General features: G+C 44.6%; 16 protein-coding genes. 12 read left to right on the top strand and 4 right to left on the bottom strand.

Features of this window, described 5'->3' with window-relative positions; translation table 11 throughout:
* Positions 1–72: 72 nt before the first annotated feature.
* Positions 73–585, bottom strand: coding sequence for a D-glycero-alpha-D-manno-heptose-1,7-bisphosphate 7-phosphatase (locus tag AC2D6U_RS01560; protein ID WP_484719178.1), 513 nt, complete (start codon positions 583–585; stop codon positions 73–75).
* 126 nt (positions 586–711) lie between these two features.
* Between AC2D6U_RS01560 and AC2D6U_RS01555 the strand changes: the two genes are divergently transcribed.
* Positions 712–1,500, top strand: a complete 789-nt coding sequence (locus tag AC2D6U_RS01555; protein ID WP_484719177.1) for a polyprenol monophosphomannose synthase — start codon at positions 712–714, stop codon at positions 1,498–1,500.
* Here the strand turns inward: AC2D6U_RS01555 and AC2D6U_RS01550 are convergent.
* Complete coding sequence (locus AC2D6U_RS01550) at positions 1,462–2,682, bottom strand: ABC transporter permease (RefSeq protein WP_484719176.1); 1,221 nt, start codon at positions 2,680–2,682, stop codon at positions 1,462–1,464. The two genes, AC2D6U_RS01555 and AC2D6U_RS01550, sit on opposite strands and share 39 nt — an antisense overlap.
* A 43-nt stretch (positions 2,683–2,725) precedes the next feature.
* Between AC2D6U_RS01550 and AC2D6U_RS01545 the strand changes: the two genes are divergently transcribed.
* The 3 genes from AC2D6U_RS01545 (at position 2,726) to AC2D6U_RS01535 (ending at position 5,414) form a co-directional block, all read left to right on the top strand.
* Entirely contained in the window at positions 2,726–3,889 is a 1,164-nt protein-coding gene (locus AC2D6U_RS01545; protein ID WP_484719175.1) for an exo-beta-N-acetylmuramidase NamZ family protein, read from the top strand.
* A 101-nt stretch (positions 3,890–3,990) separates the two neighbouring features.
* Positions 3,991–4,911 carry a methionyl-tRNA formyltransferase gene (fmt, locus tag AC2D6U_RS01540; RefSeq protein WP_484719174.1) on the top strand — a complete coding sequence of 307 codons (921 nt, stop codon included), beginning with the start codon at positions 3,991–3,993 and terminating at the stop codon, positions 4,909–4,911.
* Positions 4,908–5,414: a dihydrofolate reductase gene (locus AC2D6U_RS01535; RefSeq protein WP_484719173.1), complete on the top strand. Its 507-nt coding sequence runs from the start codon at positions 4,908–4,910 to the stop codon at positions 5,412–5,414. Before fmt ends, AC2D6U_RS01535 begins: the two co-directional genes overlap by 4 nt.
* Positions 5,415–5,555: 141 nt before the next feature.
* On the opposite strand, the gene AC2D6U_RS01530 is transcribed toward AC2D6U_RS01535, so the two are convergent.
* Positions 5,556–5,795 (bottom strand): GIY-YIG nuclease family protein, encoded by a 240-nt coding sequence (locus AC2D6U_RS01530; RefSeq protein WP_484719172.1) that lies wholly within the window; start codon positions 5,793–5,795, stop codon positions 5,556–5,558.
* Between the two features lie 82 nt (positions 5,796–5,877).
* On the opposite strand from AC2D6U_RS01530, the gene AC2D6U_RS01525 reads away from it, so the two are divergent.
* From AC2D6U_RS01525 to AC2D6U_RS01515, 3 genes are read left to right on the top strand one after another with little or no spacing between them, the layout of a single operon-like run.
* The gene (locus tag AC2D6U_RS01525) at positions 5,878–6,669 is read left to right on the top strand and encodes an SDR family oxidoreductase (RefSeq protein ID WP_484719171.1); all 792 of its coding nucleotides are present in this window, start codon (positions 5,878–5,880) and stop codon (positions 6,667–6,669) included.
* 48 nt (positions 6,670–6,717) lie between these two features.
* Positions 6,718–8,442 (top strand): M28 family peptidase, encoded by a 1,725-nt coding sequence (locus AC2D6U_RS01520; protein ID WP_484719170.1) that lies wholly within the window; start codon positions 6,718–6,720, stop codon positions 8,440–8,442.
* A 32-nt stretch (positions 8,443–8,474) separates the two neighbouring features.
* A complete protein-coding gene (locus AC2D6U_RS01515; RefSeq protein WP_484719169.1) occupies positions 8,475–9,569 on the top strand; it encodes a toxin-antitoxin system YwqK family antitoxin in 1,095 nt (364 codons plus the stop codon).
* Positions 9,570–9,931: 362 nt separating this feature from the next.
* Here the strand turns inward: AC2D6U_RS01515 and paaN are convergent, their stop codons facing one another.
* Positions 9,932–11,599 carry a phenylacetic acid degradation protein PaaN gene (gene paaN / locus AC2D6U_RS01510; protein ID WP_484719168.1) on the bottom strand — a complete coding sequence of 556 codons (1,668 nt, stop codon included), beginning with the start codon at positions 11,597–11,599 and terminating at the stop codon, positions 9,932–9,934.
* Positions 11,600–11,987: 388 nt separating this feature from the next.
* Between paaN and AC2D6U_RS01505 the strand changes: the two genes are divergently transcribed.
* The 5 genes from AC2D6U_RS01505 to mscL all read left to right on the top strand — a co-directional run bounded on the left by AC2D6U_RS01505 (position 11,988) and on the right by mscL (position 15,601).
* The gene (locus AC2D6U_RS01505; RefSeq protein ID WP_484719167.1) at positions 11,988–12,287 is read left to right on the top strand and encodes a GIY-YIG nuclease family protein; all 300 of its coding nucleotides are present in this window, start codon (positions 11,988–11,990) and stop codon (positions 12,285–12,287) included.
* A 52-nt stretch (positions 12,288–12,339) separates the two neighbouring features.
* Positions 12,340–13,098, top strand: a complete 759-nt coding sequence (locus AC2D6U_RS01500; protein WP_484719166.1) for a hypothetical protein — start codon at positions 12,340–12,342, stop codon at positions 13,096–13,098.
* A 6-nt stretch (positions 13,099–13,104) separates the two neighbouring features.
* Positions 13,105–13,959 (top strand): ChaN family lipoprotein, encoded by an 855-nt coding sequence (locus AC2D6U_RS01495; protein WP_484719165.1) that lies wholly within the window; start codon positions 13,105–13,107, stop codon positions 13,957–13,959.
* A 136-nt stretch (positions 13,960–14,095) separates the two neighbouring features.
* Positions 14,096–15,133: an AI-2E family transporter gene (locus AC2D6U_RS01490; protein ID WP_484719164.1), complete on the top strand. Its 1,038-nt coding sequence runs from the start codon at positions 14,096–14,098 to the stop codon at positions 15,131–15,133.
* A gap of 45 nt (positions 15,134–15,178) precedes the next feature.
* Positions 15,179–15,601, top strand: coding sequence for a large-conductance mechanosensitive channel protein MscL (gene mscL / locus AC2D6U_RS01485; RefSeq protein WP_484719163.1), 423 nt, complete (start codon positions 15,179–15,181; stop codon positions 15,599–15,601).
* Positions 15,602–15,612 lie beyond the last annotated feature (11 nt).

Here is a 15,612-nt window from a genome sequence, read left to right as displayed (position 1 = left end):
ATTGCGCCGTCTAAAAACTTCAGTCCCAACTCGATTGGGAATCTCTCTAATACTCATCCTTATTAAAAACCTTTATTGAGATGCCCTCAAAATTATAGGTACAGCTTTTTTAATATTATCTGCTTTGGCATCAGCATATGCTGAAATACCTTCCCCTACCAAAATGGTCTTTATTCCGAGTTTCTTCGCTGGGATCAGGTCGCGCTCCTTATCTCCGATCATCCAGCTTTGTGCAGGATCAATCTTAAACTTAGCGATGGCCTTTTCAAACATGAGGGAATCCGGTTTTCGCATCAAAGAGTTGGAAACGCTCTCATGACCAGGCGCAAAATATAGGTGATCGATCATGCCTCCTACCTCTTCTTGGATACGTTCGTAACAGGCATGAACAAATTCCTCCTTATACGCTCCTTTTGATATGCCGCTTTGGTTGGTCACCACAATCAGTAGGTAGCCCGCCGCTTTAAGCTGAGAGATCGACTGCTGCAAGTGTTCTTCCAAGACAAAATCCTGAAAATCAGTGATCTGATAGCCGAGCTCTTTATTCAGTACCCCGTCTCGATCTAGAAACACGCATTTTTTCATAGTCCCAATATCGAAATTCTTCAATTAACAATTTCGTTATCTATTGGCATAGTTCTATATTTAGCCAAGTCACTCCTGATGGCCACAATTCAAGGCCGTGACTCATCGGATACAATAAAACACCTTATGAGTGATAGCCTAGTCATTATTCCAACATTCAATGAAGCCGAGAACATCGTCGAGATGATCGATACGATCTTCTCGTTAGAACAGGATTTTGATTTGTTGATCATTGACGATGCTTCTCCAGACGGTACTGCTGACTTGGTCAAAGACCGCATGCAGCTTTACAAGGACCAGCTTTTCCTTGAGGAGCGCAGTGGAAAACTTGGACTCGGTACGGCATACATCCACGGCTTTCGCTGGGCACTGCAAAGAGAGTATGCATACATCTTTGAGATGGATGCTGATTTCTCGCATAATCCGGAAGACCTGGTCAAGCTCCGTAACACCTGTCAACAGGATGGTGCAGAATTGGCTATCGGTTCTCGCTATGTGACGGGTGTCAACGTCGTCAATTGGCCAATGTCTCGTGTCATGCTCTCTTATTTTGCCAGCCATTATGTGCGCATGATCACCGGTATGCCGATCAACGACACCACGGCAGGTTTCAAGTGTTATCACCGCTCGGTACTCGAAACCATAGAACTAGACAAAGTGAAATTCATGGGCTATGCCTTCCAGATCGAGATGAAGTTTTTGGCATGGAAATACGGTTTTGCTATTCAAGAGGTACCCATCATTTTCACAGACCGTACCCGAGGAGCCTCTAAAATGACTCAAGGTATCATCAAAGAAGCAGTTTTTGGCGTACTTCAGATCAAGATCAATAGCCTCTTTCGGAACTTCAGGAAAGGCAATACGCCTCAGCAAGCCCTAATCGAAACGAATCGCCTTAACGGGGTTGATGCGTGAGATGATAGCCGTTGGGATCAACAAAACACCTCCTACCAACACTAAAGTGATCAGGTTTACACCGATAATGCGTACCCAATCCCAATCGATCGGCACATGGGCCATGTAATAAGTAGACGGATCGAGCGGAATTAGCTTGAACTGGTATTGCAAGAAACCGAAGAGCAGTGCGATCAGGTTACCAACGAACAAGCCTCTGAAAACAAGTCGTATCCCATTCATAGCAAAGATCCTCCTCAACAATTTATTGGGAGCACCCAAGGCCTTGAATATGCCGATCATCGGTGTTCTTTCCATGATGAGGATGAAAAGCACGGAGACCATGTTAAAACAAGCGACAAATAAGATCAAGCCAATCAAAATAAAGACGTTCTGGCTGAGCAGGTTCAGCCAATCAAATACTTGCACATATTTCTCATCCATGCGCTCCGTCATGTGATCTGTCGCCACCTTACCGAGGATGGAGTCGTCCGCGTCGGCGATCTTATCTAGGTTCTTAATGAAAACCTCGTAGCCACCAACATAACCCGCTGCCCAACCATTGAGCACACGAATCAATTCAATATCTCCAATCACCACTTGTTCGTCAAAATCGGCCAGGCCAGAATTGAAGATTCCTGTCACCAACAAGCGTCTGTTTCTTGGAGGATTCATGATAAAAACTGTCGGCAAGGCATCACCGATCTGAACTTGCATTTGCCGCGCCATGAATTCACTGATGAGCACTTCACTTGAAAACTGCTGCTCTGTCTCGAAACTGGGAAAGCGGCCATCGATGATGTAATCCTGCAAGCTCGTGGTGTCAAAGTCTTTTCCGACGCCTTTGAAAAGCAAGCCGAACACCTCTTCATTTCTACTGATCAATCCCGGCTTCAAAGCATAGGACTGGAGGTAATCGACATGTGGATCGTTGCGTACAGCTTCTTTTTCTTCCTCGGTAAGGATGATAGGAATTTCATCGTAATCACTGGAAAAGGTGTATTTCTTGATCTGAATGTGACCGGAAAAGGTGAAGATCTTGTCTTTGATGCTATTCTGAAAGCCGCCCAACACCAAAAAAGAGACCAACATGATGGCGATCCCCAGAGCGACACTGGCAATGGCTACTTTATGGATAACGGTAGCGAAACTCCCTTTGTCGCCAGCACTGATTCTTTTTGATATGAAATAAGGGAGGTTCAAGATTATCTTTACTTTTGACTTTGCTCAAATATAAACGAAGCGAATGATTCGAAACGGACTCTGCTTACTTGTTTTTTTATTCTTTGTCTCCTGTTCAGCACAAAATGAATCGAACCGCTTGCAGGTTGGCGCCGAACGAATGGACCAATACCTGCCTTTGCTAGAAGGGAAAGCCGTTGCTTTAGTGGTTAATCAAACCTCATTGGTGGGCAGCACCCATCTGGTCGACACCCTGCTTGCTCGCGGTATTGCGATTAAAAAAGTAATGGCGCCGGAACATGGCTTCCGAGGAGAAGCCCCTGATGGAGAAACCATCGACGACAGTCGTGATGCCCAAACCGGACTGCCCATCATCTCCATTTACGGTAGTAGCAAAAAGCCCTCTGCAGAAATGCTTGAAGATGTGGATGTGCTCATCTTTGATATTCAGGATGTAGGTGTTCGTTTTTACACCTTCATCAGCACCATGCATTATGTGATGGAAGCCGCCGCTGAAAATGGCAAAACGGTGATCGTCTTGGATCGACCTAATCCGAATGGCATGTACATCGATGGGCCTGTGAAAGAAGAGGATGTGAATAGTTTTGTCGCCATGCACCCCATTCCTGTTGTGCATGGATTAACCGTTGGCGAATTGGCCCAAATGATCAATGGAGAAGCTTGGTTAGCCAATGGTGTAACGGCTGACCTCACCGTTATTCCTTTGAAAAGTTGGGATCACACACAGTCCTACAGTTTACCGGTGAGGCCCTCTCCTAACCTTCCCAATGACAATGCCATTGCCCTTTACCCGAGTCTCGGTCTTTTTGAAGGCACAGTGGTGAGTGTAGGAAGAGGCACAGACCACCCTTTCGAGCAGATAGGTCATCCGCTATACAGCAGTGGTGGTACTTCTTTTACCCCTCAACCCAATGCAGGATCCAAATACCCGCCATTGGAGGGTGAACTGTGCGTTGGGTACGCCTTCTATCAGGCCGAATCGCCAAGAGGCTTTACACTCAAGTGGTTGATCGATTTTTACCAAGACCTTTCTCCTAAAACGGAATTTTTCAAAGATTACCTGACCCTATTAGCCGGAACAGATCAGTTGCGGAAACAGATAGAGGCTGGACTAAGCGAACAAGACATTAAAAGGCTTTGGCAACCAAAACTGAATGCTTACAAAGCCATGCGCAAACAATACTTGCTTTATCCTGATTTTGAGTAGCATCCGCCCCCTACTTAGACCGGGAGGAATATAAAAAAGAACGTCATTCCCTTGATCCCGATAGTAATCGGGAGGAATCTCCTTACTAAATTTGGACATCAATGAAAGAACTCCACATCATTTACATGGGAACACCGGAATTCGCAGTACCCAGCCTGCAAATTCTAGTTGAGAATGGATTCACTGTTGTTGCAGTGATCACAGCGCCGGATAAACCAAAAGGCCGTGGACAAAAGTTAGCAACCTCTCCCGTGAAGGACTATGCGGTAAGGCAGCACATCCCCGTGCTTCAACCCACAAACCTGAAAAATCCAGAATTTATTGAAGAACTCAGGTCTTATCGAGCCAATCTGCAAATAGTGGTTGCCTTTAGAATGCTCCCTGAAGTCGTTTGGGACATGCCTGAGATCGGCACTTTTAATTTACATGCTTCATTACTCCCGCAATACCGCGGTGCAGCTCCCATCAACTGGGCGATCATCAATGGAGAAAAGAAAACAGGCGTAACCACCTTTTTCTTGAAACATGAAATTGATACGGGCCATGTGATCTTTCAAGAAGAAGAAAAGATCGAAGAAGCTGATACGGTTGGTGATCTTTACCCTCGGTTGATGGAAAAAGGTGCGCGGCTCGTTTTGAAAACGGTAGAAGCCATTCAAGCCGGAGATTACCCGCAAGTACCGCAAAATGAGGAGCTGGAAATCAAACATGCTCCGAAGATCTTTAAGGAAACCTGTGAGATCGATTGGAGCAAGTCATCGCAAGCAGTATATGATTTTATCCGCGGCCTTTCGCCATATCCTGCCGCTTGGACCATCCTGAACGGCACGCAATTCAAGATCTACAGAACAGAAAAACTCGATGGTCAACGGGCCGGAAACCAGCCTGGAGACATGGCCACAGATAACAAGACCTACTTGCATATTCAAACCGGTGATCATGCCCTGGCCATTACCGAGCTGCAAATGCAGGGTAAAAAACGCATGAACATCGAAGACTTCTTAAGAGGAAATAGCCTATGAAACGAACGATAGTAGTTGCCGTATCCAAGAACAATGCCATTGGGAAAGACAACGACCTTCTTTGGCGATTGCCCGACGACTTCCGTTTCTTTAAGCAAGTAACCTTAGATCATGTGGTCATTTTGGGCAGAAAGACCTTTGATTCACTGCCTGGCTTATTGCCGCGGCGGACGTTTGTGATCATCACCCGGCAACAAGATTACCAAGCGCCTGAGGGCCATTTCGCCGTTAACAGCCTCGAGGCCGCTCTTGCACTTTGTGAAGGGCAACGACAGGAAAAAGAAGTCTTTATCATTGGTGGAGGGACCATCTACAAAGAATCCATAGACAAAGGCCTTGTGGATAAAATGCTGATCACCGAGGTAATGGCCACGATTGAGGGAGCCGATACTTTTTTCCCTGAGTTTGATGAAGGTCAATGGAAAGAAACTGAGCGGGTGCATCACGCGGCTGATGAAAAGCACCAATATGCTTTTGATTTTGTTACTTTCGAGAAGGTCTAACGCTATAATTCACCGAGATTCTCTATCGCCTGAGATAATCCTTATTGAGTAATTGTCATTCCCGCGCAGGCGGGAATCCCCTCAATTGAAGCCCTGCACTTCATCATTGAGTCTTAGCATCTCAGGGTTTTTCTCTCTGATCTATCTTTCTTTCCAAGCCCGGTTCCACTTTTTCATAGCTTTTTCTCGTGCTATTGCGGATTCAATATCACTCAAAACCTCATAATAAGTTAAGTCTTTGCAATTGTATCTTTTTGTAAAACCGCCAGTAACTCCATTTTCATGCTCATAAACCCTGGTCTCTAAATCTGAAGTTACACTTATATACAAAACAGTTCGATGCGTATTCGACATGATATAGACATACCCAAGCTTTTGCATACATTAATTTAATGAATGAATAAGAAGATTCCCGCCTGCGCGGGAATGACGTTCTGGATTAGATATATTAGTAAGCATTCAAATGAAAAACCTCAAAAGCAAAACCATATGGATCACCGGCGCCTCTTCAGGAATTGGAGAAGCCCTTGTGCAATTACTATCAAAAGAAGAAGTCAATCTGATCATCTCGGCAAGAAGGACCAGTGAGCTGGAACGGGTCAAGTTGGCAAATGAACGACAGGCTTCAATTGAAATCTTACCGCTTGATCTAGAAAAGAGCGAAGAATTGACAGCAAAAGCCGACCAAGCCATTGCCCTCTTTGGACAAATTGACATTCTGATCAATAACGGTGGTGTTTCGCAGCGCTCAATGGCCATGGATACTGAGCTAGCCATTGATCGTAAGATCATGGACATCAATTACTTTGGTACCATTGCCTTGACCCGAGCCGTCGTTCCGCACATGCTGGCGAGAGGCAGCGGACAAATCGCCACCGTGACCAGTTTAACAGGCAAATTCGGAACACCATGGCGATCCGGCTATGCCGCCAGTAAGCATGCGCTTCATGGTTTCTTTGATAGCATGCGTGCGGAATTGGAAGATAAAGGGATCAAATTCACCATTTTAGCCCCGGGCTTTATCGGCACCAAGCTCTCGCAAGTAGCCTTAAAAGGAGATGGCTCACCCAATGGTTCGGTAGATGAGACGCACAAGCGCGGCATCCCTCCAGAGGTCTGTGCTCAAAAAATGCTCAGGGTCATAAAAAAAGAAAAACGTGAGGTCTATATCGGTAAAGAAGCCTATGCGGTCTACGTGAAAAGATTCTTTCCAGGCATTTTCGCTAAATTGATCAAAACGGCCAAGGTGAGGTAACCCACTCTTGACGGACAACAACGGCATTCAGCACATAAACATCATCCTTTGAAAAAACTTAGTTTACTCTTTGTTATCCTTTTCCTTCAAAATGGCTTGGCCCAACAAGAAGTCGGCCCAATTGCCCAAGAGGCTCAGCACTATTTCGACCTGATCAGACCCGAGTTCAAAGGCGACCTGGCCTACAATACGGTGGCTTTTGTTGAGAAATACTGGCGCGTAGCCGGAAATACTGGATTCAATGAATCGGTCTATTTGATCGAGCGAGAACTCCAGGCATCTGGTTATGTGAATGAAGCAGATGCCGCTCCTTGCGATCGGTTGGTTTACCGCATCGAAACACGGAAAATGGAACGTCCCACTTGGGAGCCTGTAACAGCGAGTCTTTCGATTGTTGGTGAAGCACAAGCCCTTCTCAGACAAGAGACCAATCGCAACATGGTCTACCTCAATTCTTTTTCCACTCCAGCAGGTGGCATAGAAACAGAGGTTGTTCATATCCATACGCTTGATGACTTACAAAACCTAGACGTTAAAGGCAAGGTGGTTTTCGCAGAGATGAGCGCAAGGCAGCTTTATCCGGCTGCTGTTCAACGAGGTGGTGCCATTGGCCTATTGACCTACGACATGCCCAGCTACTTGCAACCAGAGAAAAACATAACCTCGATTCAGTTCAGGTCTTTGCGCTATGACGCGGAGAATGAACCCTGGGCCATTGCCCTTTCTTATCAGGCCAAAGAACGATTGAAAGAGGCCATTGCGAAGGGTAAGAAAACCCTCCACATTGACATTCAAACAAAACACTATGCTTCGGAAGAGCTCACCGTGGTGGCCAATGTGCTGGGGAGCAAGTTGCCAAAAGAAAGCTTGGTATTTAGTGCGCACATTCAAGAACCCGGTGCCAACGACAACGCCAGTGGCGTGGGTGCTCAGTTGGAAATGGCCAGTTTAACGGCCCAATTGATGCGGCAAGGCAAGATCGATCCCAAACGAACGACCACCTACTTATGGGGAGATGAGATCATTTCGACCAGAAGATATATCGAAGAAAAGGAGAAGCGCACCGCCGAGATCATTTGGGGCATAAGCCTAGACATGGTGGGTGAAGACACGGAGAAAACAGGCGGTTCATTCTTGATCGAAAAAATGCCTGACCCTAGCGCCATCTGGACCAGAGGAGACGACAAACATTCAGAATGGGGAGGTCGACCTTTATCTAAAGAAGACATGCGTCCTCACTATTTCAATGATTTTATGATCAACATGTTCAAACTTCAAGGGCAGCATGCCAATTGGGTGGTGAACAACAACCCTTTTGAAGGCGGTAGTGACCACACCCCTTTCTTGCGCGCCGACATTCCGGGTTTGCTCCTTTGGCATTTCACCGATCAGTTCTATCATACCGATAATGACCGGATAGACAAAGTATCAAAAAAGACCTTGACCAACGTTGGAACAGCAGCATTAGCCAGTGCCATGGTCCTGGTCAATGGTGATGAATCCACTGCGATCGGTATGGCAGACCTCGTTGTTACCTCTGCTTTGACTCGATTGACCATTGAGTTTGACCTCGGACAAACCTTGATCGCCAAAGGAGAATCTACCAAAGCAAAGGAGATCGACATCCTAGAAACCTGGGGCAACTATTACACGGCTTCACTGGCGAAAGTAACTGACATCAGTAGTTCAGAAGAGGTTGATAAAGCAATTATTGATGCAAGTCAAAAGGTCAGCAAGTTTACTTTAAAAATGATTACAAAACTCAAAGAATAAGGGTCAGTATCCCTTGAGTCTGTTTAATCAATATGAAATACACATTAGTACCATCTTTCCTCTTACTCTTTTGCTTAGATAGCTATGCTTGTGATTGCGTCCCGAATAAGGATTATGAAACAGCGAAAGACTTAGAAGAATATGAATACATAGCTTTAGTAAAAATTGATTCAACTTTTTTGTCCGATCACCAAAAGGCAGATAATTATTTTTATGAATCTTCAATATCCACACTAATCCAATTTAAAGGAAATCAGCACGATCGACTAATTGTCAATGGTGGTTTATATGGCTTAACAGATTGGATGACATCTTGTGATCTGGGTGTAAGTGTAGGAGAAACATGGCTCATATTTTCTACCATAACAGAATATCAAAAACCAATAGTCTTCGCTTGCGAGTATACAAGCATGTATGCTAATCGGCTAGGTATAAAGAAATGGTTTCATAACTCTTCAGAAGATGAAATCGCAAAACTGAAATCAATCTTTCACATAAGGGATTCAACGCAGATAGATGGGGAGCGAAAAACATACTATCCCGATGGTAGCTTGGAACGAGTTGAATCATATAAAAGTGGAAGACTAGAAGGTTCCAGGATCGTCTATTATCCGGAAGGCGACATCTTGCTCAGCGAAAGTTACAGCAATGGACATCTGGAAGGGAAGCAATACTGGTATAAACCTGATAGCATCCTTTACAGAGAGTGGAATTTTAAAAAAGGCCTACCCTTTGATACTTGTTATTACTATTTCAAAAGTGGGCAAATCCATTATGAAAGGATCTTTAATGAAAATGGCAAGATGACTCAGGACACGCAGTATTATCTGAATGGCACCATTAGAATATTAAGCATGCAAGACAATGTCATGAGAACTTATGAGGAAACGGCATACTATCCTTCTGGACAAGTTCATTATCGAAACAAGGACTTTCATGATGACTTCAAGAAAATTTATTCAGAGGAGTTTTATGAAAACGGACAAATGAGTCGCCAATGGGATTACCAAATCAACAGCGACTCAATTAGTCATTACTTTAAGGCGTGGGATGAAGCCGGTCAATTGATCAAAAGCAGAGTTTATTTTGGTCCACGAGACTATAAAGAATTAACTATCAAGCATTAATCAAGCTCAAAATACGGCATCATGAATAGCCATTAATGGTGTCGTCTCCATCAAGCATTTGGAATAAAAGACAAGGAATGATACTAATCATAAACAACGCAGATCCCGGATCAAGTCGGGGATGACGTTCTAACAAAGCATTCGTCATTCCCAGCTTGACTGGGAATCTCAATCAACCACTTTCATCAAAAAACACATGACGAGGGCTTTATAGCAAGTTGACTCTTGAGAAGCAACGACCTTACCCAACTCAATGAATTTTAAGGAGATCCCCGATCAAGTCGGGGATGACGTTCTTATCTAAATAGGGAAAAAGCCACTTTTTAGTGGCTCTTTACTCTTAATTGCTAATTCTTAATTGACTACGCTGGCTCTCTCATGCCCACCCAAGTGAATCTGCCATTCACATAGTTAGGATTCGTGAAGGATGCATTTCCGGCCGGGTTCCCGCCCGTCACGTGGAAGTCAGAAAATGCTGCATTCTGATTGACGAAGATCTGACCCACCAAGTTGAACGAGACCGGTGTTGCTGCCAATGACATTTGATCGGCAATGTATTCCTTCATTTCTGCGTCCGTGGTGTAAGCGCCACAAGAGATCGCCCCATAGGTTTCCGCCATCTCTTTCGCCAAAGCAACTGACTCTTTGGTGTCCTTTGTTTTGATCAAGAAAGCGATCGGACCGAACATCTCTTTCGAGAACTTGTCTTTATCAGCAGATGACACCTCGATGTAAGTTGGCGTTTGTGTTCTCGCTTTTTGGAAGATCGGAATGGTCTGCTCGATGTTTCTTGTTTCCAGTCTTACCTTCCCACCAATGGATGCCGCTGCCCCATTGGTTCGATCTGCTGTTGCTGGATTTTGAATGGTTCCCGCTACAAATGGTCCTGCTTTTGGATTATTGATCAAGCCGTCGGTAAAATCAGCGATCTTCTGAGCTACTTCATCGAAGCTCACTACGCCATCAGGAGTTTTGACACCTCCTTCAGGAATGAAGAAGTTCTGTGGAGCCGTACACATTTGTCCCGAGTAAAGCGCCACGGAGAACGTGATGTTCTGAATCACCTTATCCAAGTCCTCTACTGAGTCCAAGATCATTGAATTCACACCAGTCTTTTCTGTAAATACCGCTTTTGGCAAAGACTCCAGATAAGCACCGAACTCAGAGTTACCGGTAAAGTCAACCAACTTCACTTTCGGATGCTCTGCCAATTCTTTCGCGATCGGATGATCTTTGGTATCCACTGCAAGCTGACAAACCTCAGGATCGAAGCCCGCATCTCTTAGTGCATTTCTGATCTCAGCGACCACGATGGCCATTGGCAATACCGCGCCCGGGTGTGGCTTCACGATCACTGAATTTCCCATCATCATATCCGCGTAAACGCCAGGGACAGAATTCCAAGTTGGGAAAGTAGAGCAACCGATCACTAAACCAATGCCTTTAGGAACAGCTCTCCATTCCTTGTTGATCACCAAATTGTACTTACCCATCGGCTTTTCCCAGACTGTTGACGCTGGGAAACGACCTAATTCTTCGTAGCCTGCCGCAACTGCTTCTAAGGCCCTATCTGCTGCATGCGGTCCAGAAGCCTGAAAGGCCATCATATAACCTTGACCGGTCGTATGCATGGTCGCATACGCATTCTCGAAGAAGCGTTTTGAAAAACGATCCAGCGAATCGATCAGCATAGCTGCTCTGTCCTCTTTGGATACTTTTCGCCAGCTATGGAATGCTTTTTCTGCACGCTCGATCAATACCTCGTTGGTAAATTGAGGATAGGTGGCACCCACAGGTTCGTCAAAATAAGGCGAATGCTCCTCTCCTATCCATGCACTTTCTCCTGCTTGTTGTAATTCTTCGAACTTGCCTTTTCTTAAGGCTTTAAAAGCATTTTTCCCGTCCTCATCGGCTGTTTCTCCATAGATGTTTGGAGAAGGATGCTCAGGATATTGTGCGTGAAAAGTTCTGGTATGCAAGGCGTCGATCGCCTTGTCGAGTATCTCTTTTTGTGCTGATGTCAATCCCATAACTAACGTTTGTTTGGTTCGAATTTAGGGTTTCAATGCGCAATTAACAATGCCATTGATAGAATGTTGAGTTTTGGGAATTAACAAATGGTCTTATCCGTAAAGTTCTTTAGAGATCCCCGATCAGGTCGGGGATGACGTTCTAAAAAAAGCATTCGTCATTCCCAGCTTGACTGGAAATCTCTACAAATCACTTTTATCCTAAAAACACACATCACAATGCTGAAAAGATCATATTGAGATTTATAAATCTACAGACTATCTTATCCCTAACGTTTTATGGAGATCCCCGATCAGGTCGGGGATGACGTTCTAAAAAAAGCATTCGTCATTCCCAGCTTGACTGGGAATCTCTACAAACCACTTTTAGCATAAAAACACACACGCTATGTCCAAAGGAGGTTATGTCTACATCATGTCAAATAAATCTAGAGTTGTTCTTTATATTGGTGTCACTAGTGATCTCGAAACAAGGGTATATCAAAATAAAAATGGTCTTGGGTCAGAATTCACGAAGAAATACAACTGCGTTGACCTGATTTATTATGAAGTCTTTGATCACATTGAATCAGCCATAGAAAGAGAAAAGTTACTCAAACGCTGGAACAGAAGGTGGAAAGAAGAACTGATTACCGCATTTAATCCAAAATTGAGGGACCTATCCGATCGAATCGGAGGCTTTCACTAAGTTTCAAGATTTACAAGTAATGTCACAAGAACGATTCTGTTAACTTTAACCTATGAAAAACCTACTGATCGCTGTTTTCTTGATTACCTGTTTTACTCTACTTGGTCAAGAAGCTAAAGAAACTAAGGTCATCGTCCGCACCAAAGCCAAAGACGCCAAATTCATTGGCACCTCTATGGGTGGTTCCTTGATCGTCATTCGAGATGCCTTAACCGCTGAAGTACTTGCCAAAGGCTTGACCAAAGGAGGTACCGGAAACACGGAAGCCATCATGAACACACCCAAGGAACGCTTTGATGAAAGCCATGTTGGTTCTGCTGCTTTTGAGACCACATTGTCACTCAGCAAGCCACTCTTTGTGAACATCGAGGCCATGGCACCAGTCAATCACGAATCTCGCGTGATAACCTCAACGCAAGTTTGGCTGATCCCCGGAAAACACCTGGACGAGCAAGGCATTATTTTAGAAATACCAGGTTTTGTGATTGATGGTCTCTATCCGCAAACGCACCAAGGTTTTTCTTTGGAAGAAGACAAAAGCATTGAGATCAAAGCCAATATGGTGATGATGTGTGGCTGTACCATTTCACCCGACGGACTGTGGGATGGGAATATGATGGAGGTCGAAGCCCATGTGTATGTCAACGGTGAATTTTGGCAAACCCTCAAAATGGAAAACTCCACAGATAACACCTTTACCTCCAATTTAACCCTTGAAAAAACAGGTAGTCACGAAGTGGTGATCACTGCTTTTGATCCACGATCTAAAAATACAGGGGTAGATGAACTTAATTTTCGCGTAGCTAACTAATGTAACATGAAGTATTTTTTAACCTTACTCACCGTTCTTCTTTTCTCCGTTCACGTTTTAGCGCAGCAGAATGGACCTTATCAAATCTATACTAGCAAAGGCAAAAAAGTCAGCTACAACAAAATGATGAAGGCGCTCATCAAGCAAGACCTGATCTTCTTTGGTGAATTGCATAACAACCCCATCTCTCACTGGCTGCAATATGAAGTCACGGCCGCTTTGAATACGGAGCGCGAGCTGGTATTGGGCGCCGAAATGATGGAGGCCGACAATCAAAAAGAACTGAACGATTACCTGAATGGCCTCATCGATCAAAAAGGCCTGGATACCTTGGCCAGGCTATGGAAGAATTATGCTACAGACTACAAGCCACTCATCGACATCGCCAAGAACAATCAATTGGCGTTTATTGCCACAAACATTCCACGACGTCATGCAAGCGCTGTCAATAGAGGAGGTTTTGAAGCACTTGATGCACTCGATGCACAGGAGAAAGCCTGGATCGCACCAATGCCTTTTCCTTTCGATGCCGAGTTGCCGCGATACAAGAACATCATAGATATGATGGCAGGACATGCCACACCGAACCTCGTGAAAGCCCAAGCATCGAAAGATGCGACTATGGCATACTTCATTACCCAAAATTGGGAGAGCGGCCAGCTGTTCATTCATTACAATGGTGCTTACCACTCCGATTTTCACGAGGGAATCTTATGGTATGTGAATCAGTTCAAGCCCGGCATGAGCATATTGACCATCAGTACGGTTGAGCAAGCGGACATTAGCAAACTGTCAGATGACCACATCGGTCAGGCGGACTTTATCATCTGTGTGGACGAAAACATGACCAAGACCTATTAGAACGGTGGTAAAATATCCTCAAGCTCGTACGCGTTGTTGCTAGACGCCAATCGGGAAGGAAGTTTTTGGTCATTATTTCAGGATAAATGCAACCCAAAGGCAATTTCCAAGTTTATTAGGCTGATCTTTACATGAAATGAACGACATAAAAACAACAAATAAACTATTGCTGGTACTGATCGTGCCCTTTGTCTTCTATTTGTTGAAAACGCTCGATTTCATTTTTGTGCCTTTAGTAGGGGCCATGTTCATTGCGCTGGTCTTTTTGCCATTGATGAGATGGCTCAAATCAAAAAGAAGCCCTAAATGGTTGAACATCATCATTGTGGTGGTCTTGTTATTGATCGGGTTCAGGGCCTTAGGTTTCGTTGTGCAACTATCGAGTAAGGAAATTCTGTCTACCAATGATGTCTTCCTGGAACAGGCAAAAGCCAAACTGACCGAGCTGATCAGAGGCATTGAAACCTTTTTCGGTGTAGAGTTTCTGCAGGGTGAACAGACCTTACAGTCATTGATCACGCGCGAGAACCTTGGCAAAAACCTACTCCCTACCGCCAACTTGGTGAGTGGTACCGTTTCCATGTTGCTCACAATGCTCTTCTTTGTGCTGCTCTTTTTAGCAGAATCTATCAATGTGCAAAAATTGATGAACACCACCGTTTTGAAGGGTAAGTTCACGTCGGTCAAGACCTTCCGTAAGATCGAAAAAGACCTAATTACCTTTATAAAAGTGAAGTTTGGTGTCAGTTTACTCACTGGCATTGGTGTCGGACTGGCTTGCTGGGGTTTTGGTGTGAGTTTCCCTGTTTTTTGGGGACTGTTTGCCTTCCTGATCAATTTTGTTCAGATGATCGGTTCGGTGATCTGTGTGCTCATCTTGGCGGTCTTCTCTTTTGTGGAACTACAATTTGGTAGTGGCTTATTGCTCTTTGTGCTCACCATTACTGGCATTCAGGCTCTCATTGGCGGTGTTTTAGAACCCATCTTTATGGGTCGATCTTTTTCCATCAATGTCATCACCATCTTGATCTCATTGATGCTTTGGGGCTTTATTTGGGGCGTACCCGGATTGATCATGTCCATACCGATTACGGTATTCTTTAAGATCCTTATGGAGCAATTCGACCAGACCAAGCGTTTCGCACAGCTGATGTCTGGAAGCCAGTCTCAATAGAGTCATTTGGTTTTAGTATTTTCTTGGCTCACTAAAACCATGCGTATGCTAAACGAATTCAAAAAATTCATTGCCAAAGGAAATGTACTTGAAATAGCCGTAGGGCTTATTATGGCGACCTATTTTGGTGCCATCGCCAAATCATTGGTCAATGATGTGTTGATGCCACCTTTGGGTTTAGCACTGAAGGGAGTCAATTTCAATAAGTTCAAAATTGTCTTGCAAGAGGCCATCGCAGAGAGTGCCCCTGGGGCGAATGATGCGATCCCCGAAGTAGCCATTGCCTATGGGCAGTTTTTAAATACGGTTCTGACCTTTATTCTTGTGGCCTTTGCGGTTTTTCTTGTCATCAGGACGTACAACCGAATGAAGGAGCGATGGGAGAAAAAAGTAGAAGCACAGCCCAAAGAACCGAGTAAGGAAGAACTATTATTGACCGAAATTCGAGACCTTTTAAAAGAGAAATAAGTCGCAAAGGA

Source organism: Roseivirga sp. YIW32, assembly GCF_057219245.1.
This window is presented reverse-complemented; position numbering and strand designations above follow the sequence as displayed.